Here is a 17,815-nt window from a genome sequence, read left to right as displayed (position 1 = left end):
GGCTGTGTAAATTTTGTTTGGCTGTTCGCCGTGGGCGGGCGGCTTTTTTTGTGCCCGTTGCGGGCGTTTTTTATGGAGTAGTGAATTATGGCTATGACTTTGCCGAACGGTTCGACCGTGTTTATCGCAACCGAAATGGAAGCGGAAAAACCCTTTACCGGCGCCAGCAATGCGGCGGAATGTGTACTGACTGCCACGGCGCACGGCCTGCAGAACGGCGATTACATCTTGGTGACCAGCGGCTGGGGCGATTTGAACGGCTGTGTGTTTAAAGTGGGCGATGTGCAGGCTAACACCGTGAAGCTGATCGGCATCGACACCACCAACCTAACCCGTTTCCCGACCGGCAGCGGCGGCGGCACCTTGAGCAAGATTAAAACGTGGCAGCAGCTGCTGCAGATTTTGGAATATTCCACCTCCGGCGGCGAGCAGCAGTATTACGACTATGCCTTTATGGAAGACGGCATTTCGCGCCAGCTGCCGACCACGGTATCGCCCACGCAAATCAGTATCTCCCTGGGTGATGACCCGACCCTGCCCGGTTACCAAGCCGCAGTGAAAGCGAGCCGTGCGGGCAAACAGGTGCCGCTGCGCCTGAACCTGAAAAACGGCAGCGTGGTGGTGTACAACGGTTATCTATCGGTGAACGAAACGCGACCACCACCATGAACGAGGGCATGAAGATTCAGGCGTCCTACGCCATGAACGGCCGCCCCAACCGCTATCTCGGCTAAGGAGGGCTGAAATATGGCAAGCAAACTGAAACTGCAACCGAACCCGACATTTAAATGCAAGGTGGATATTCCTGTGCCCGGTGTTGGGGTGGTGGAAACTGTATTCGAGTTCAAACATAGAGGTTTGAACGAATTGGATCGGTTTTGGGCGGACAACGTGGACAACCCAGACCCTAAATTGGCGGAAGCCTTAGTGGTGGGATGGGAATTGGAAGATGAATTCAATATCAGCAACTTGCGCACGCTGTTGGATAACTATCCCGGCGCGGCACACGCGCTGATTGCTGCGTACAGCGAAGAACTGGTTACTGCCCGCCGGGGAAACTGATTGCCGCCGCCCGTGCCTTGTATCGGCCGGAAGCTTCCGAAACGGAAATGGCGGCTTTCGGCCTCACGCCGGAGGATTTCGGCGAAGAGGATGTGGTGCAGGTGTGGCCGGACTGTTGGGCGGCGGTACAGCTGTTTGCGTCGGTATCCACCCAATGGCGGGTGAGTATGGCCGGTGCTTACGGGCTGGATTACACCGCGCTGTTCGGCGTGATGCAGGCGTGGGGCATTCGTAAGAAAAAACGCGCGGAAATGCTGCACGATATTAGGGTGATGGAGCAGGCGGTATTGGAGATGTGGCAGGAGGGTAAAAATGGCTGATTCAGTGGTAACCATCGGCGCGGAAGTGTCCGGCCTGAAATCCGGGGTGGAAGAGGCTAAGGTATCGTTGCGCTCGCTGGCGGAAACGGCGGAGAAAGCCGGCCGCCGGGGTGCGGACGGGCTGGATAAAATCGGACAAGGCGCGGGCGACAGCGCAAAAGAGGTGGAACGCGCCAACAAACGCCGCGAACGCTCCTACACTTCGTTGGAAAACGCCATCAAGCGCGATATTGCGGCGATGCAGGCCGGCGGCAAGGCCAGCCGTGCCTACTACGAGGCTTTGGCAGGGCAGCGCGGTTTGGATAAAGCCCGGCTGACGCCGCTGCTGCATGATTTGGAGCGGGCGCGCGAACTGCATTTGGCTAATGTGGCGGTGGCGCGGCAGCACCGGCAGATGGTGGGCAATATTTCGCTTGGGCAATACAACAATGCCATGCGGCAGGTGCCGGCGCAGTTTACCGATATTGTGACCCAACTGGCCGGCGGGCAAAACCCGCTGCTGGTTGCGTTGCAACAGGGCGGCCAGTTGCGTGACAGCTTCGGCGGCTTTAGTACGATGTTTCGTGGTTTGGCGGCTTCGGTATCGCTGGGCAAGGTGGCACTATTAGGCTTTGGCGGTGCGGTGGCTGGTTTGGGTTACGCCATGAAACAAGGTAGCGAGGAGGGGCGCGAATACCAAAAAGCAGTGATTTTTTCCGGTGACAGTGCCGGGCTGACTGCCGGCCAGTTGGCGGATTTGGCTTTAGCTGTGGGTAAAGTGAGTGGCCGTTATAGCGATGCGCGCGAAGCAGTGTTGCAGTTTGTGGCCAGCGGCAAGATCGCATCTGAGGATTATCAGCGCTTTACACAAACGGTGGTGCTGCAATCGCAAGTCACTGGCAAATCGGTGGAGGATTTGACCGCTAAATACATCGAAATTGCCAACGACCCGCTGAAAGCGGTGCTGGCTATGTCGGGCGTGTATAGAAGTATGACCGCCGATGTGTACGCCCAAGTGAAGGCGCTGCAGGAACAGGGGCGCGAGCAGGAAGCTGTCCGCTTAGTACAAAGGAAGTACGACGACGAATCGGCGGAGATGTCGCGCCGGGTGGTACAAAACCTCGGCGCGATTGAAAAGGCTTGGCTGGGAATTAAGAACGCCGCCTCCGGTGCTTGGGAGGGAATGAAGAGCATCGGGCGTGATGCAACCAAGCAGGAACAGCTGGATGCGTTGAACCGAAGCATTCGTGAGCGAGAGGAATATCAGCGCAACCACCCCGGCAGCCGCGTGTTTAGCGAGCAGGCGTTGAATGCCGACCGGGAGGCGGCTACTAAATTGCAGCGCGAATTGGCGCAAGAAAACCAACAGGCAAAACTGCAGCAGGAAGAAGCGCGCCGCCGCCGCCACAGTGTGGAGATTTTGGCTGAAACCAATCGCGAATACGAACGTAACCTGACGGCACGCGAAGAAGAAACAAGGGAGATCAACCGGCTAAGAAGGAATCTGGCTGATTTCAAAGCCGACCCGCACAACTCGCCGGCGCAGGTACGGCAGATGGAACAGCAGACCGCGCGACTGGTGACGGCGGCGCACCAAAAACGCGAACAGGCCGAGCAACGCGGACAGCGGCGCAGCCGGCCGCGCGGCGAACGCAATCAGTTTGCCACCACGGCGCAGGGTTTGCGGCTGAAGCCTTCAGCCATCGGCACGGTGAACGGGCAGGCGCGGTATGTGGCGCCGGGTACGTTTGCCGCCGCGCAGGCCATGCAGCAGCTGCTCGGCAACAAATTGGTGTATTTCTCTGCTTTTAACGACGATTACCACCATTCCGAAGACTATTTCCGGCGCAAGGGCAACCGCAGCTCCGGCACGCACGGGGCGGGTTTGGCCTTCGATTTTTCAATCCGCGACCCGCGCAAATCGGATGAAGTGGAACGGCAAATCCGGGCGTATTTCCGCGAGCTTGGTTTGTCGGAAAAAGATTTCACGCTGATCAATGAATACAAGCGGCCGAGTGCGGGGGCGAACGGCGGGCATTTCCACCTAAACTGGAATAATGCCCGTATTGCCGCGCAATTTGCCGGCGGGTTGGACGGCCGCGCCAAGGCGTTTGCACGCGGCGGGCTGTTTGCCGAGGCGGAAAAAGCTGCCACGCCCTACGAACGGATGCTGGCGCGGCTGACGCAGCAGTCGGAAAAGGCCAGCCTGCAGGCGCAGTTGTGGTCGGAAAACCTGGGCAAATCGTTTTCGCACCAGCTGGAATTGCTCGCCAGCCCGGAATATCAGAAATTCAGCGCCACCGAAAAGGAAACGCTGCTGGCATTGGCGCAAAAGGCCGATGCGCAGGAGCGGGTGAACAGCGTAACCGAGAAATATAATACGCTGATTCAAACGCTGGCACTGGAAACCAATAAGGGGTTTGAAGATAAGGCGTTTGAATTGTCGCTTACCGGCAAAACCGCCGATGAAATCGACCGGCTGCGGCTGGCGCGCGAATACGACCTGAAAATCCAGCAGGCTATCGCCGACGGTGCCAGTCCGGAAATTGTGGACGGCCTGCGCCAGCAGAAAGAGGCAGCGGAAAAGGCACGTCAAGAATTTCAGCGGCTGCGGCAGGCACAAAGTGATGACTGGCTTAGCGGCATCAATGACGGTTTCACGCGCTATGCGGATTCTTTCAAAGGAATGCGCGAGGAAATGGCGGACGGGGTAACTGATTCGCTGGGCAGGATGTCGGATGCGCTGGGCACGTTTGTGGCCACCGGCAAACTGGATTTCCGCGAATTCACGGTGTCGGTACTGCAAGACCTATCCAAAATGCTGATTAAGATGGCGATTCTCAATGCCATGAAATCGGCATTTGGGGGCTATGCCGACGGCGGGGTGGTAGGCGGTTTGAAAAGTTTGGCGGTTGGCGGCTACACCGGCGACGGCGGCAAATACGAACCGGCCGGCATCGTGCATCGTGGCGAGGTGGTGTTTTCGCAGGCTGATGTGCGGCGCTTCGGCGGGGTGCATAAAGTGGAGGCGGCGCGCTTGCGCGGCTATGCCGACGGCGGCGTGGTGGGGATGACCCCGGCGCTGGCGGCGGCGGTGTCCGGCGGCGGGCAGCCAAACAATATGCAGGTGAGCATTGTAATCAACCAAGACGGCAGCAGCGAAGCCAACAGCCAGGGCAGCAGCGAAATGGCTAAAGCGTTGGCGGTGGCGCTGCCGGGCATGATTGAGCAATGGTTCGTGGATAACGTGGCCCGTGTTGGCGGGCGTTACCACCGGAGTAATTAAATGGCAATCGAAACATTCGGCTGGCCGGTGGAGGCCAAGTTTTCGGCGGAACACAAATTCGCCGTGCGCACGGTGAAATTCGGCGACGGCTACGAGCAGCGGCAGGCGCTCTCACTGCGGCCCAAGCTGCAGACTTGGGAAGTAACCTTGGGCGGGCTGCCGGAAACGCTCTCGCAAGTGCGGGCGTTTTTGGATGCCCATGCCGGGGTGCGGGCGTTTTATTGGACGCCGCCGGGGCGGGAAAGGCTGCTGGTTAAGGTGGCGGAATACCGCGAAGCGCACCAAGGCGGCAAGGTGTGGCAGTTGTCTTGGAAATTTGAGGAGGTGCTCGCATGAATCCGCGTATGAAGCAGTTGTCGATTCCGATGCTGCGGGCGTTGTCGGCGGCGGATCAGGGCGTGTTGGTGGATTTGTGGGAGCTGGATTTGCGGCCGTTGGGCGGCGAAATCCTGCGCTACTGCAATCTGATGAACGAGCTCTCGCAGCCGGTGATATGGAAGGGGCAGGCTTATCAGGGTTTGCCGATTCAGGCCGATGGTTTCGAATCGAGCGGCCAGGGGGCGGGCAACCGGCCTAAGGTTACGCTGGCTAATGTGTACGGCACGGTTACCGGCCTATCCGAGCAGTTCGGTCAGCTGATCGGCGCGGAAGTATGGCGCCGGCAGACGTATGCCCGCTTTCTGGATGCCGCCAACTTCGCGCAGGGCAACCCGCAGGCCGACCCGGCGCAGGAAATCGTGAGCAAGTATCTGGTGGAGCGGATGGTATCGCTCACCGCCGAATCGGCGCAGTTTGAGCTGGCCGCTCCTTCGGAAGCGGACGGGGCAGTGATTCCGGCGCGGCTGATGCTGCACGATTACTGCCCGTTCGATTATCGCGGCGAAGCCTGCGGTTATCGGGGCAAGCCGGTGGCCGACCGCTTCGACATGCCCACTGCCGACCCGGAAAAAGACGAATGCAGCCGCAAGCTGCAGGGCTGCAAGGCGCGTTACGGCGAAACCACCGCCCTGCCCTTCGGTGGCTGGGTGGGGGTGGATAAAACTTTGACGGCCTCTTAAGGCTACCTGAAAAGGCTACCTGAAATGTTGGAGATGACAAAATCCGTACAGGCGGCGATTTTGGCGCACGCGGCCAAGGAAGCACCGCAAGAATGCTGCGGCCTGATTGTGCAGGCGGACGGGGAACAGTTGTATCGGCCCTGCGGCAACGTGGCGGCCGACCCGTTGGCACGCTTTGAAATCGCGCCGTTGGATTTAATTGAAGTGTCGGAACAGGGCGAAGTGTGCGCCATTGTGCATTCTCACCCGCAGGGCGAACCGTGGCTGTCCGGTGCCGACCGGCAAATGCAGGCGGCCAACGGCCTGCCTTGGGTGCTCGCCGTTTCAGGCAGCCTGAAAGTGTTCGCACCGGTGCCGCACCTACGCGGGCGGGTGTTTGAATACGGGCGTTTTGACTGCTACAGCCTGCTGGCGGATGCCTACCATCTGGCGGGGATTGACTTGCCGCCGGTGCGGCGTGGCGATATCGACGATGACGCGGCGCAGGGGCGTTTTTTGGCGCTGGCCGAGAAGGCAGGGTTTGCGCGGGTGCGCGATTTGCAGCCCGGGGACGTGGTATTGACCGAATTTGACGGACTGGCTTCGCACGTGCTGCTGTATTTGGGCAACGGCGAAATGCTGCACCATGCTTTCGGCCAATTAAGCCGCCGCGATGGCTACGGGCCTTATTGGCAACGGCACACGCACAGTATTTGGCGGCACCGGCAATGGCAGCCTGAAATGCTGCAGGCGGTGCTGAATGATTTGGAACACGCCAATTAGCCACTATGCTAAAATGCTGTCATGAATCCAAAGCCTCAAACTACCGCCTATGAACTAGAGAAGGCGATCAGCCATGCCTACCGGGTATCGCACCTTAAACCGTTTAATATCGCCCGCATCGAACAGGAGGCGAGAAAACTGTTCAGAACGAATGAAGCCTTTAGGGCGTATACCATATTAGGCGCGGTATCCGTATTCAAAGAGGATCTGACTTACGAACAGAAAATAGCGGAAATGCAGGTAAATTTCGATGCAGCGCGGCGGCTGCCACATTCTATTTATGATGTGGAAATGTGTTATTTTAATTCGCTTATCCGCCTGCATATGCGAGAATCCGCCTATGAGCTGGCAGAATATCTTTTTGAATTGTCGGCAGACAATCCGGACTGGTTACGCGCCTGTTTCAACCGTGGCAGTTTTACCGGGCAGCTCGGCTTGATGGAAAAAGTAATCGCCCGCTTGGATAAGTTGGGGAAAGATACGATGAACGAAAAGGAAAGAATAGGCATACTTCGTGCATCCGGTGTTGCTGAAGAGCATCTAATACGCCTACTAGCTCAAGCCGGCCATGCCATGAAAGAATCTGGGGTGGCCTATTTGGCGGACGCAGTCGATACAGACGGGGATGCCGCCTATCTGACCCTACTGGCTGTATCGGATGCCGATCCGGAAGCGGTGGCTGATTGCGATATCGCCATCAGCCGCGCCAAGGTGCGTTATGCGTTGGAGCACGGGCTTGATTTATCCAGGCTGGTTATCGGCTGCGAATTGGCGGGTGCCGACTTATGATACAGGCGGAAAACTTCCTTGGCTTTGCTAAATCCATGCCCCGTGAGAATGAGACGGATGACCGGGTGTGTATCAGCCGTGCATATTACGCCGCTATGCATAAAGCATTGGAATACGCCGTAGGAAACGGTTATGAATACAGCAATAAAGAGGCTGGTGGAACACACAGCAATCTGATTTTCTATTTTGATAGGGAGGGAACAGAATCCGCCGGAGTGGTAGCCGATTTGTTGAAAAAGTTGAAACGGAAACGCATTCAGGCTGACTACTATTTAAATGAGAATATTTACTCTGGAGAAGCTGCTCAGGCATTGAGGCGATCCAGCTGTATATTTGCCGAATTGGAATAACGTCGGTATTGATTGAAAGAAAGCCCCGAAGCTTTAAGTTCGGGGTTTTCCTTTTTGGATAAATTCATGATTACAGTTTGCTTACACGGCGGCCTGCGCGAATACGGCCGCCGTTTTGATTTGCACGCTGCAAGCCCGGCGGAAGCGGTGTGGGCATTGCTCACCCAACTGCCCGGCTTCCGGGAAATTTTAGGCAGCGGGTTTTATCAGGTGCGCTTCAACGGCCACGATTTCTGCGAGGCGGAACTGGAGCACGAATTCAGGCAGCCTGAAAGCGGGATTTTGCACATCGTGCCGCGCATTCAGGGTGCGGGCAAGGCGGGGCAGATTATCGCCGGTGTGGTGTTGATTGCGTTCGCGTGGTGGAACCCGTTCGGCTGGGCGGCAGCCGGGGCATTGATGAGCGCCGGTATTGGTTTGGTGGCGGGCGGGATTGCGCAGATGTTGGCGCGGCCGCCGAAATTGGACAATGAGCAGCGCGGGCAGAAGGCCGGGCGCAATACGGCGTTTTCTAATTTGGACAACACGGCGGCGCAGGGGCAGCCGGTGCCGCTGGCTTACGGCGAGGTGTATTGCGGCAGCCGGGTGGCATCGCAGGGTGTGGTGTCGCGCCGGGTGGATACCGACGGCGACCCGGTGCTGCAAAACCCGACGGCGGCAGACGTTACCCTGCGGCTGGTGAGAACGCCGATTGCCGGGCAGGCGGCGAAAGCGCCGAACGGGCAGTATTACGACACGGATTTTAATGACGATTCGGTGCGCGCCCGTAACTACACAGCGGCACTGCAGCAGGATTAGGAGTAAGGGTTATGGGTGGGCAGAAAAGCGGTGGCGGCGCACGCACGCCGCATGAGGCACCGAATAAGTTGTCTTCGGCGCAGATGCTGCGCATCGTGGATGTGATCAGCGAAGGGGTGGTGGCCGGGTTTGCCAACGGCAACGATGCGCCGTTTAAAAGCGTGTTCTTCAACGATACGCCGGTGCAGAATCCTGACGGCAGCTACAACTTTAAGGGCGTAACGGCGGTATTCCAGCGCGGCACGCCCGACCAATCCTATATTCCGGGCTGGGAGAGCGTGGAGCGCACGGTATCGGTGTCTAATCCGGTGAAAAACCAAAGCCCGGTTATCCGCACCGTATCCGACGGCGGCCCGACCAGGCTGCGAGTGACGGTGGGCGTGGAGCGCAATGCGTCGGTGCAGGAAAACGGCGACACGCTGGCAGCGAATACCACGCTGATTATCCAGCTGCTCAACGATGACGGCGTGCAACAGCAGCGCCATGTGAACTTTACCGAGAAGGGCAGCGGCGCGTTTTACCATGACGAGGTATTCGACCGGCTGCCGAAGGCGCCGTTTTCCATCAAGGTTTCACGCCCCACACCGGACAGCACCAGCGACAAAATTCAAAACAGCACTTTTTTTGCCAGTTACGTAGAGATTACGGATGCCAAACTGTGCTACCCGTTTACCGCGCTGGCGGCTTTGAGCATCGATTCCGACCAGTTCGGCGGGCAGAATCCGCGTCGTAATTACCTAATTCGCGGCATCGAGGTGCAAGTGCCCTCTAATTACGACCCGGAAACCCGCGCTTATACCGGGCTGTGGGATGGCAGCTTTAAAACGGCTTGGACGAATAACCCGGCGTGGGTGTTTTACGATTTGGTGCAGCAGGAACGCTACTCCACGCTGGCCTTGCGTCTGGCGTCGGAAGACATCGATAAATGGAGCCTGTATCAGGTAGCCCGTTATTGTGATGAGATGGTGCCGGACGGCTTCGGCGGGCTGGAGCCGCGCTTTACCTGCAATGCCTACCTGACCGACCGGCGGCAGGCAGGCGAACTGCTCACCGAACTGGCGAGCGCCTTTTGTGGTATGCCGCTGTGGAACGGCAACCAGCTGTCGGTATTGTTGGATCAGGGCGGCGACCCGGTGGCGCAGTACGACAACAGCAATGTGGTGGACGGGCAGTTTGCCTACAACGGCGTGGCGCTGAAATCCACCTATACCGCCGTGTTGGTGCGCTTTGCCGACAAATACGACAGCTACCGCAGTAAGACCGAGTATGTGGCCGATCCGGAGGCAGTGGCGCGTTACGGCCTGAATATCCAGTCGGTAACCGCGTTCGGCTGCACCACACGCGGGCAGGCGGTGCGTTACGGGCAATGGATACTGCAAACCGGCCTGCGCCAGCAGGATGCGGTGTCGTTTACCGTGGGGCGCGAAGGGTTGAAACACCTGCCCTACGACATTATCCAAATCGCGGACAACCACTTTGCCGGCGCACAGCTGGGCGGGCAGGTGTTGGCGGTGAGCGGCCGGGTGGTCACCCTCGACCGCGTCATCACGGAAAACCTTGCCGGTTGGTGGTTCCAATACCTTGCGCTCGAGCAAAATGCGCAAGGCGAAACGGTGCCGAAGCACTACAGCCTGAAAGTGGCATCACAGCCGCAGCCTAATCAGCTGCTGTTGGATGGCGACCCGGCAGGGCTGGGTTACGACGACCATTGGGCTTTATCCGGCAAGGTGGTGCCGCGCCAGTATCGGGCGGTAAGCATCAAGGAAAATACCGATGACGGCACGTACACCATTACCGCCTTGCGGCATGACCCGACCAAATACGCGGCGGTGGACAACAGCGCGCTGTTTGAAGCGGGGGCAACCACCAAATACGGCCGCCAGCCGCAGCTCGGCAACAGTAACTTATCGACCAACGGGCGGGATTTGACCCTAAGCTGGGAGAATTTGAGTGCCGACGGGCAGGTGGTGAGCTACGACATCAAGATTTTTAAAGACGGCCGGCTGTGGCGGCATATTCCGGATGCGCCCAGTGCCGAAATCAGCCTGCAAGGGCTGCCCAACGGCGATTACCGCGCCGAAATCCGCGGCCGCACCGCGCGCGGCGTGTTGTCTAAACCGCTGGAAAAGGCTTGGAGCCTGAATTACACCATTACCGGGGTGCGGCCCACGCCCAAGCTGTTTGCCATCGGCCTAAATTGGACGCTGCCCAGCCCGCTGCTGGCGGAAGCACACACTGAAATCCGCTACGGTAGGAGCAACAATTTTAATCAGGCTATGCCGCTGGCGAAACTGCCTGCGCCACAAACCGACTACCAGCTTACCAACGTCAAGACCGGCGAGCATTGGTATTTCTGGCTGCGCTTGGTGGACAGCGCCGGGCTGGCCGGAGAATGGACGGCGCCGGTGGACGGGGTATGCAGCGACGACCCCAGCCTGCTGTTGGAACAACTCAAAGGTAAGTTGGGCAAAGAGCAGTTTGCACCCGGCGCCGGGGAAGAGTTGCTGAACTTGGTGGGCAACTTGGCCGGTAACAACAACGGCATGGCCGGCAATACCGGCAAGCTGGCCGGCAAGTGGGATTTTTACAGCCAGATGAACGAGGCGGATTATGTGCTGTCCAAACGCATCAACGCCGTACGTTCGCAGTTCGGCGACAAGATCGCCACTGTAGCCGAGGAGATGAAAACCCTCACCACCCGAACTGAAGCCCAAGCCCGCAAAGTGCAGGCGGTGGAAAGCGAAGTGGCCGGGGCTAAGGCATCGGTAACGCAGGTGGCGCAGTCGTTTGCTGATTTAAACGGTAAATTGAGCGCGGCCTACACGTTGAAAGTGAGCACCGATACCCGCACCGGCACTAAGGTGGTGGGCGGTATCTCACTGTTGGCGGACGGTACCAGCGGTCAGTCCGAGGTAGTGATTCAGGCTGACAAGCTGGTGCTGTGGAACAACAAGAAATTGCCGATGTTCACGGTAACCGGCGACAAAACCTACTTCAACGGGGATTTAATTGCCGACGGCTCGATTTTGGGGCGGCACATCAAGGCCAACCAAACCATCGAAGCACCGGACATCCGGGGCGGTACCTTGCATATGGCGGATGGGCGCTTCATCGTGACTAAAGAGCACGGGGCGCAACTGCGTTCCGACCCCAACAGCAAGGTGGGCACCCAGTTGGATTATCGCGGCCTGATTGTACGCAACGAGAAAGGCCATGTGATGGTGCGGTTGGGTAAGCTCACCAACTGGGGGGATTGATAGGAGAACATGATGGCCGATGAATACGGCATCCAGATATATGACAACAACGGCAATGTGCTGGATACCAATTTGGATTCTGCGTTGGTGGTCGAAGGGGTCATTATTCTGGGGAATACCACAACCGGGCGTATTGATTTGGACATCCTGTTCCCGCTGCGCGAAAAGTTCAAAGGCATCTTCATTATGCCGGTGTTTCACGCGTTCACCGTTTCGGCGGATGTGGAGCATTCGGTGGAGGTGTACTTTGACGGCGCGTCCTTGTGTTGGGTAGTCAGCTACCAAGCAGCCAGTGGGTTATGGAGCAGCGTCCCGCATTACGGCGGGGCTTTCGCCGGCAGACAGTTTTTATACGGGTATTACAATGGATGATTACGGATTGGCGGTGTACAACGCCGAAGGCTTGAATGTGCTCAGTAAGCACCTGTACTGCCCGAAACTGATCGGCAGCGTGACGTTTCGGCAGCGGCAGGTGTTGCGCCGCCCGGGCGGGGATTTAACGGTGGTGGCTGCCGATGGCCGCGAAATCGGGTTGGGCGATCGCAGTTTAAACATAACTTTAGATTCGCTCCGTGCCCGGGGAATTGCCAACTTTATGCGTGATTCGGGTCGTAGCCGCCGCCCGTTCCGTGAATCTGGCGGAGATATAGTGACGGAGAAAACCTACCGCTACGAGTTCTCACTATATGGTGCTACCGGTCCGGGCACTACTGGTTTATTGCCGGCAGTAATCCACGGCTGGGGCAGCGGCTACGATGGCGACAAGTTCGACAAGGCCGAGCGTTTGGTGTGGTCGGTATTTTCCGGGCAGGATATACAGTTAGCCAACCTGCTTAATCACGCGCCGAATGGGCAGAATGACCCGCAATTCCCGCAGTACCAGTTGGCGGCCTTCCGTTCGGGCGTGGGAGTTGGACCGGTGGCCACCGGCCTACCGGTAACCATGACTTTCCGCAGCACGATTTTAGATAAAAACAATATCACTTCGCCCACAGACGGGTTTGGTTTGGTGTCTTGTGTCGGTGGCTGGCTGTATGTCGAAATGACGGCCAATACCGAGCTTACGGTGCATTTCTACGATTTGGCCGGGGTGCCTTGGGAATACTTTGCCCAATGCTCCACGGTAGAGCCGCCGCCATCCTATGGTTTGGTAGCCTACCGTTATGAGCCGATGCCGATTAAGTACGTGATAACTTCGGAAGAGCGGTCGGATATGTTCGGGCACAGCCACCGTGGCGCACCGCTGGAAATGGGGAATATCCCCCGGGCGCAGTATGTGGCGATGCCGGCGCACACGCTGCCGACCCTGTGGCGGCTGAGGCGGCAGGTCAAAGAGGGTGATGCAACACACCGCCGGCAACTGTCCGAATTATTTGAAGGAGACCCCGACAAACCGTTGCGCTACGAGGTGTTCAACAACGCCCGCCCGTATCTGCGCTTGTTGTCCAATAGCGAAGAGACCCGCAAAGGGCAGGCCATCACCGTGAAAGGGGTGCCCGGTACCAATGGTTGCATCTACACCATTACCGGCGGTCATGATTACCGGCAGGTATGCAATCCGCTAGCCCACGGCAGCGCCGGGCAGTTCAAGCTGCCGGGCGGCGGGTTGATGAATGCGGTTGGCGGTGCTGGCTCGCACAGTATGCTGGAACGTTCCTTCTCCAACGCCCCGCTGCGCGTGAATGCTCCAAGGGTGCCCGACGATTATCGCGGTGCGCCGTGGAACCCGACGGTTTCGCCGCGGATGTCGGATGCGTACAAGGCAATGGGGTGGGATTACTACGCCCCGCAGTACAATATGTCGCGGGACGAGATGCTGGGCAGCCCGACGGTTTTAGACCGAGTAGGCGACTGGGTATTCCGTAATACATGGAATTTGCAGCGGGTGGCCAACGTGCTATTCAAGCGCGACCCGGTGACTATGACGATACCGAACCCGGACTACTCACCGGATGAAGCAATGAAACGGCAGCAAGCCCGCCAGCGTTACCGCGAAGCGTTCAATGAGGCGGAATCGCAGCGTGAGTTTGAAACCTGGGGCGGTTGGGATGTGGAGGCGCAAAAAGAAATTCAGCAAGAAGTCAGCGCCCGGCTGGGATGGTTGGAATTGATTGATGAAGTCCTAGATTCGACCGAGGAAGATTTGGCGGATATTTTCCCGTTCTGGGCCAACCACGGCTACCGCCATAGCGACGACAGGCTGGAAGTGTACAAATACGTTTCGCTCAAACACAACAGCAACGTGTACAACCCGCCGGAATACGTCCCGGAAAACTGGATTTTGTGCCGGTTGCCGGTATAGGCGCATCACTACTGAGACCCTGACGGGTCTTTTTTATTGGAGACAATATGGAACAAGTCAATTTAGGCAGCCTGCCCGACGGGACGGGCGGCGACAGTATTCGCGTTGGGTTTCAGAAATGTAACGACAACTTTACCGAGGTTGCGGAAAAGTTAAAGACAGCCGGCGGCGGTGCATCCGCCGAAGAATTGAAGCAGATTAAGGATGCTGCTACTGCTTTGGCAGAGCGGGTAGAGAAGTTAGAGAAAGCTGGATCGGGTGGCGGTGTCCCCGCCGGTGAGTTGGCGGAATTAAAAAAGCAGTTGCAGCAACTGCAAACCAAACTCACGGCGGCGGAACAGGTGGCTGACGGGGCAGCCAGCAAGGCCACTACCGCGCAGCAAACTGCAACGACAGCGCAGCAGACGGCCACCACTGCCCAACAAACCGCGACTGCCGCGAAGCAGGCGGCGGAGCAATCGAGGGTGGCTGCCGAAGCCGCTGCCGCCAGCGCGGAAGGCGCGGTGAACAATGTGAGCGGCAAGCTGGCGGCGAAGCTGGATACCAGCGTTTTTGAAGAGTTTAAGAGCAAGGCGGTAACCCAGGAGGAGCTGGAAGAGAAGGTGGGCACGGCGCAAAGCCAAGTGCTGGGCAAAATCGAACTGCTGCCCTTACCGCACGGCAGATGGCGCGGAGGTATTGATTGAGCAGCTGGGCGAACTGCCGGAAGGGCTGACCTTTACGCCGCGAGAAAACGAGCATCAGACGTGGAACGGCAAGGCTTGGGTGCTGACTAAGGAGGCTAAAGCGCAACTGCTGGCCGAAGCCATTGAGCGCGGCGTGGACGAAATCAACAACGCGGTGGAGCAAGCCTACCGCCATGTAACCCGCTTTGAGGCGGAATACCAGCTCAGGGAGCAGCAGGCACGCGACTACAAGGCCGGCGGCTGCAAGGGCGAAGCACCGGCTCAAGTGGCCGCCTTTGCCGTGCCTGCGGGTAAGACTGCGTGCGAAGCGACCGACATCATCATTGCCCAAGCCGACAACCTGCGCATGGTAATGGGCAAGCTGGGCGCATTGCGGATGCGTAAGTTTGAATTGAAGGTGCTGAAGACCGCCTCCGAAGTAGAGAAACGCACGGCGGAAATCTTGGCTGAGATTAAGCCGATTGCCGACAAGCTGGGCGAGGTGGGCAAATGATTTACTTGGCTTTGTATCACGGCCACCGTGGCGGCACGGGCTGGCGCGTATGGGCGGCACGGTTTACTGATGGGCTGACTCGCATTCTCACGCGCGGGCGGTACTCACATTGTGAGCTTGCCGTCAGGCTGCCTGAAACGGCAGGCGGGCAGGAATACGAGTGCTACTCCGCCAGCATCCGCGACAAGGGCGTGCGCATGAAAACCATGCCGCTGCCTGCGGATAAGTGGGATTTAATACCACTGGATGATGCCGTGCTGCACGCCCACACCGTCGGGCTGTATCTCCGTACGGCAGGACAGGGCTATGACTTAATGGGCGCATTGGGTATTTGGAGCTTGGCAGTCTGGCTGGTGGGCGAGCATTTGCAGGATATGTTGCGTGATGAGAGACAGGCCGCGCAGACGGTCGGAAAGAAGGCATCGTGAATGATTTGCTTGCGGGATTTTTTGCCAGCAAAACACTGCTGGCGGTGGTGGGCGCGTTTGTCGGCTCGCTGCGGGTGTCGATGCGTGCCAAAGATAAAAGCATGGCGGCCAAATGCGGGGATTTAATCGCGGCGCTGTTTTTGTCTTTGGCGGTGGTGGACGACCTCACGCCCAAGGATATGCCGCGCTTGGCGCTGATGGTGGGGATACTGGCCGGGACGATGTGCGATGTGCTGCTGGATTCGGCGCGTGCGCTCTCGCCCGATACGGCGGGCGGCATCTTGGATTTTGTGCTGGGCAAGCTGGGCTACCACCGCCAGCCCCCCGCCGAGAAGCCGCCGGTGGTGGTGGCGGATGATGATGAGCCGCCACCGCCGCCGGAATAGTTTTGACGACCGCCGCCTCTGCCCGCTGTATCCGGGTACGCGGCGGTTTTTATTTTGAGGCTACCTGAAAAAGTATGGACTTTACCGCTCAGGATATAGCCTGAGCGGTATCGGCTATATTTTCAGGCTACCTGAAAACCAGTTATTAAGTAATCCTTAATAACTGAAACAAGGCTAGCTGGAGAGCAAGAAATATCCTGTTTTAAAACAATGGGATATTTTTTTATTGGGTGTAAAAACACCCAATATAAGGCTAGCTGGGAAAATCAATGACTTACGTTCTGCCCGCCATTGCGCGGGCTTTTTGTTTGGAGGTGTGAAAAATGACGAAACAAACTGAATTGCCGTGGATTGCCAAAGGCAAAGGCTACCTGGGCTTGCGTGAGATACCGGGCCCGCAGCACAACCCGGAAATCCTGCGATGGCTGGTGAAGTTTGGCGGCTACAACGGCGAAGAGAAAGCGTGGTGGAAAACCGATGAAGTTGCTTGGTGCTCCACATTTGTTGGTATGTGCTTGGGCGAAGCTGATCGCTTTGTTGTGCCGCAATGGTATCGCGCCGGGGCTTGGGCGGATGAACGCTACCTTACCCGCTTATCCAAACCGGCTTATGGCTGCCTGGCGGTCAAAAAACGCACCGGCGGCAATCATGTGATGTTTATCGTGGGCAAAGACAGACAAGGCCGCCTGATGGGGCTTGCTGGCAACCAAGGCAACCGGGTGAGCATCATCCCGTTTAACGCTGCCGAATTGAGCTTTTGGTGGCCTAGCTACTGGCGCGATAAGCAGTGCGTTAAATCCGAGCCAGCAGCCATCCGCTACGAGCTGCCGATAGTAGATGCTACAGGCAAGCAAGGCGAAAGCGAGGCATAGCATGGCAGATGAGAGTACAGCCGACTGGGTGCGCCGCATGATTGCCGAGTAAGAGGCGGTGCTGGCAGATGCCGAGGCCATCGGCGATGCCTACGCCGCCCGCCACGCGGAGCATGAATTGCGCAACTACCGGCAATTTTTGGCGCGGTTGGAACAGGCTGCCTGAAAAAGCGAAACCCCGCAAACTGGGCTGGTTTGCGGGGTTTCTGTATTCAACCTTTGAGCGGAAAGATTGAAAACTGTATGAATGATAAACGATTTACTTTCAAAATGCTAGGAGTATTTTTGATGGAAGCAATGAATGTGAGTCCAAAAGAAGTGCGTAAAACCTTCTGGCACGTTGTGGGCGGCTTGATATTGCTGATTTTGGCTTTCAGGCTACCTGAAATTTTGGCCGTATTGTTGAGGTAAGAAACGATGTGGATAGTCAAATATTGGAAACCGCTAGCCATTGCCGCCCTGCTGGCGGCAGTGGTGGGCGGGGAATATTGGTATGGCGCGCAGCGCTACAGCGCAGGCTACCGCGCCGCCGAGACCAAACTAAAGCAACAGCAAACCGAGGCGCTGGCGAAACAAACCGGCGCAGTTTTGGAAAAAGAAAGGCAGGCGCAGGCGGAATTGGCCGCCGCGCAGGCCGAAGTGGAAAAGGAAAGAGAAAATGCAAAAATTGCTGTGGATAATCTGCGCGGCGAGCTTGAGCGCGTGCGCGCCTACGCCGCTGCCCGTAGTCGCTCCCTGCCCCAAACCGCCGGCACCGCCGGCACGGTTGATGAAGCCGCTGCCCGAGGCTGGCAGTTATTCGGCAACTGCGCGAAAGAATATGCAGGATTGGCAGAAATAGCTGACACGCAGCGCAACGACCTGGCCGAATGGCAGGCGTATGGGCGCGTGGTGGCCGATACGGCAGATAAGTAAGAACCCGCCGCTTTGCGGCGGTTTTGTTTTGGGTGTGTGAAATGATTAAGCAAGAATTTGCCGGCGCAACGC

General features: G+C 57.7%; 19 protein-coding genes. All 19 read left to right on the top strand.

Annotated elements, in window-relative coordinates; genetic code table 11:
- The first annotated feature begins 117 nt into the window (after positions 1-117).
- The 19 genes from LG371_RS02135 (at position 118) to LG371_RS02045 (ending at position 17,743) form a co-directional block, all read left to right on the top strand.
- A complete protein-coding gene (locus LG371_RS02135; protein ID WP_225747612.1) occupies positions 118-669 on the top strand; it encodes a phage tail protein in 552 nt (183 codons plus the stop codon).
- 78 nt (positions 670-747) lie between these two features.
- Entirely contained in the window at positions 748-1,062 is a 315-nt protein-coding gene (locus tag LG371_RS02130) for a phage tail assembly chaperone (RefSeq protein WP_225747611.1), read from the top strand.
- A gap of 47 nt (positions 1,063-1,109) precedes the next feature.
- The gene (locus LG371_RS02125) at positions 1,110-1,382 is read left to right on the top strand and encodes a DUF1799 domain-containing protein (protein WP_225747610.1); all 273 of its coding nucleotides are present in this window, start codon (positions 1,110-1,112) and stop codon (positions 1,380-1,382) included.
- Complete coding sequence (locus LG371_RS02120) at positions 1,375-4,647, top strand: phage tail length tape measure family protein (protein ID WP_225747609.1); 3,273 nt, start codon at positions 1,375-1,377, stop codon at positions 4,645-4,647. The genes LG371_RS02125 and LG371_RS02120 overlap by 8 nt, the downstream gene beginning before the upstream one ends.
- Positions 4,648-4,983, top strand: a complete 336-nt coding sequence (locus LG371_RS02115; RefSeq protein WP_153716776.1) for a phage tail protein — start codon at positions 4,648-4,650, stop codon at positions 4,981-4,983.
- Complete coding sequence (locus LG371_RS02110; RefSeq protein ID WP_225747608.1) at positions 4,980-5,705, top strand: phage minor tail protein L; 726 nt, start codon at positions 4,980-4,982, stop codon at positions 5,703-5,705. Before LG371_RS02115 ends, LG371_RS02110 begins: the two co-directional genes overlap by 4 nt.
- Before the next feature lie 33 nt (positions 5,706-5,738).
- Positions 5,739-6,467: a C40 family peptidase gene (locus LG371_RS02105; protein ID WP_225747607.1), complete on the top strand. Its 729-nt coding sequence runs from the start codon at positions 5,739-5,741 to the stop codon at positions 6,465-6,467.
- A gap of 21 nt (positions 6,468-6,488) precedes the next feature.
- On the top strand, positions 6,489-7,256 hold the full coding sequence (locus LG371_RS02100; RefSeq protein ID WP_225747606.1) for a hypothetical protein: 768 nt from the start codon (positions 6,489-6,491) through the stop codon (positions 7,254-7,256).
- Positions 7,253-7,606: a hypothetical protein gene (locus LG371_RS02095; protein ID WP_064103022.1), complete on the top strand. Its 354-nt coding sequence runs from the start codon at positions 7,253-7,255 to the stop codon at positions 7,604-7,606. The genes LG371_RS02100 and LG371_RS02095 overlap by 4 nt, the downstream gene beginning before the upstream one ends.
- 66 nt (positions 7,607-7,672) lie before the next feature.
- On the top strand, positions 7,673-8,404 hold the full coding sequence (locus LG371_RS02090) for a tail assembly protein (protein ID WP_225747605.1): 732 nt from the start codon (positions 7,673-7,675) through the stop codon (positions 8,402-8,404).
- Between the two features lie 11 nt (positions 8,405-8,415).
- On the top strand, positions 8,416-11,661 hold the full coding sequence (locus LG371_RS02085) for a host specificity protein J (protein WP_225747604.1): 3,246 nt from the start codon (positions 8,416-8,418) through the stop codon (positions 11,659-11,661).
- A gap of 9 nt (positions 11,662-11,670) precedes the next feature.
- Entirely contained in the window at positions 11,671-12,033 is a 363-nt protein-coding gene (locus LG371_RS02080) for a hypothetical protein (RefSeq protein WP_225747603.1), read from the top strand.
- Complete coding sequence (locus LG371_RS02075; protein WP_225747602.1) at positions 12,026-13,963, top strand: hypothetical protein; 1,938 nt, start codon at positions 12,026-12,028, stop codon at positions 13,961-13,963. Before LG371_RS02080 ends, LG371_RS02075 begins: the two co-directional genes overlap by 8 nt.
- Before the next feature lie 47 nt (positions 13,964-14,010).
- Entirely contained in the window at positions 14,011-14,649 is a 639-nt protein-coding gene (locus tag LG371_RS02070; protein ID WP_225747601.1) for a hypothetical protein, read from the top strand.
- Positions 14,642-15,142, top strand: coding sequence for a hypothetical protein (locus LG371_RS02065; RefSeq protein ID WP_225747600.1), 501 nt, complete (start codon positions 14,642-14,644; stop codon positions 15,140-15,142). The genes LG371_RS02070 and LG371_RS02065 overlap by 8 nt, the downstream gene beginning before the upstream one ends.
- Entirely contained in the window at positions 15,139-15,570 is a 432-nt protein-coding gene (locus tag LG371_RS02060) for a hypothetical protein (protein ID WP_225747599.1), read from the top strand. Before LG371_RS02065 ends, LG371_RS02060 begins: the two co-directional genes overlap by 4 nt.
- Entirely contained in the window at positions 15,567-15,956 is a 390-nt protein-coding gene (locus LG371_RS02055; RefSeq protein ID WP_225747598.1) for a hypothetical protein, read from the top strand. Before LG371_RS02060 ends, LG371_RS02055 begins: the two co-directional genes overlap by 4 nt.
- A 323-nt stretch (positions 15,957-16,279) precedes the next feature.
- Positions 16,280-16,828, top strand: coding sequence for a TIGR02594 family protein (locus tag LG371_RS02050; RefSeq protein ID WP_225747597.1), 549 nt, complete (start codon positions 16,280-16,282; stop codon positions 16,826-16,828).
- 417 nt (positions 16,829-17,245) lie between these two features.
- A complete protein-coding gene (locus tag LG371_RS02045; protein WP_225747596.1) occupies positions 17,246-17,743 on the top strand; it encodes a hypothetical protein in 498 nt (165 codons plus the stop codon).
- The last annotated feature ends 72 nt before the right edge of the window (positions 17,744-17,815 follow it).

This window comes from Eikenella sp. Marseille-P7795 (assembly GCF_916618725.1).
GTDB lineage: Bacteria > Pseudomonadota > Gammaproteobacteria > Burkholderiales > Neisseriaceae > Eikenella > Eikenella longinqua.
The sequence above is the reverse complement of the archived record's forward strand: the minus strand, read 5'-3'. Positions and strand labels throughout refer to the sequence as shown.

Coding starts and splice junctions, on each gene's coding strand:
- LG371_RS02085 (WP_225747604.1), top strand. CDS start 8,416: ATGGGTGGGCAGAAAAGCGGTGGCGGCGCACGCACGCCGCATGAGGCA.
- LG371_RS02045 (WP_225747596.1), top strand. CDS start 17,246: ATGTGGATAGTCAAATATTGGAAACCGCTAGCCATTGCCGCCCTGCTG.
- LG371_RS02050 (WP_225747597.1), top strand. CDS start 16,280: ATGACGAAACAAACTGAATTGCCGTGGATTGCCAAAGGCAAAGGCTAC.
- LG371_RS02090 (WP_225747605.1), top strand. CDS start 7,673: ATGATTACAGTTTGCTTACACGGCGGCCTGCGCGAATACGGCCGCCGT.
- LG371_RS02130 (WP_225747611.1), top strand. CDS start 748: ATGGCAAGCAAACTGAAACTGCAACCGAACCCGACATTTAAATGCAAG.
- LG371_RS02070 (WP_225747601.1), top strand. CDS start 14,011: ATGGAACAAGTCAATTTAGGCAGCCTGCCCGACGGGACGGGCGGCGAC.
- LG371_RS02105 (WP_225747607.1), top strand. CDS start 5,739: ATGACAAAATCCGTACAGGCGGCGATTTTGGCGCACGCGGCCAAGGAA.
- LG371_RS02100 (WP_225747606.1), top strand. CDS start 6,489: ATGAATCCAAAGCCTCAAACTACCGCCTATGAACTAGAGAAGGCGATC.
- LG371_RS02115 (WP_153716776.1), top strand. CDS start 4,648: ATGGCAATCGAAACATTCGGCTGGCCGGTGGAGGCCAAGTTTTCGGCG.
- LG371_RS02110 (WP_225747608.1), top strand. CDS start 4,980: ATGAATCCGCGTATGAAGCAGTTGTCGATTCCGATGCTGCGGGCGTTG.
- LG371_RS02080 (WP_225747603.1), top strand. CDS start 11,671: ATGATGGCCGATGAATACGGCATCCAGATATATGACAACAACGGCAAT.
- LG371_RS02075 (WP_225747602.1), top strand. CDS start 12,026: ATGGATGATTACGGATTGGCGGTGTACAACGCCGAAGGCTTGAATGTG.
- LG371_RS02120 (WP_225747609.1), top strand. CDS start 1,375: ATGGCTGATTCAGTGGTAACCATCGGCGCGGAAGTGTCCGGCCTGAAA.
- LG371_RS02095 (WP_064103022.1), top strand. CDS start 7,253: ATGATACAGGCGGAAAACTTCCTTGGCTTTGCTAAATCCATGCCCCGT.
- LG371_RS02060 (WP_225747599.1), top strand. CDS start 15,139: ATGATTTACTTGGCTTTGTATCACGGCCACCGTGGCGGCACGGGCTGG.
- LG371_RS02125 (WP_225747610.1), top strand. CDS start 1,110: ATGGCGGCTTTCGGCCTCACGCCGGAGGATTTCGGCGAAGAGGATGTG.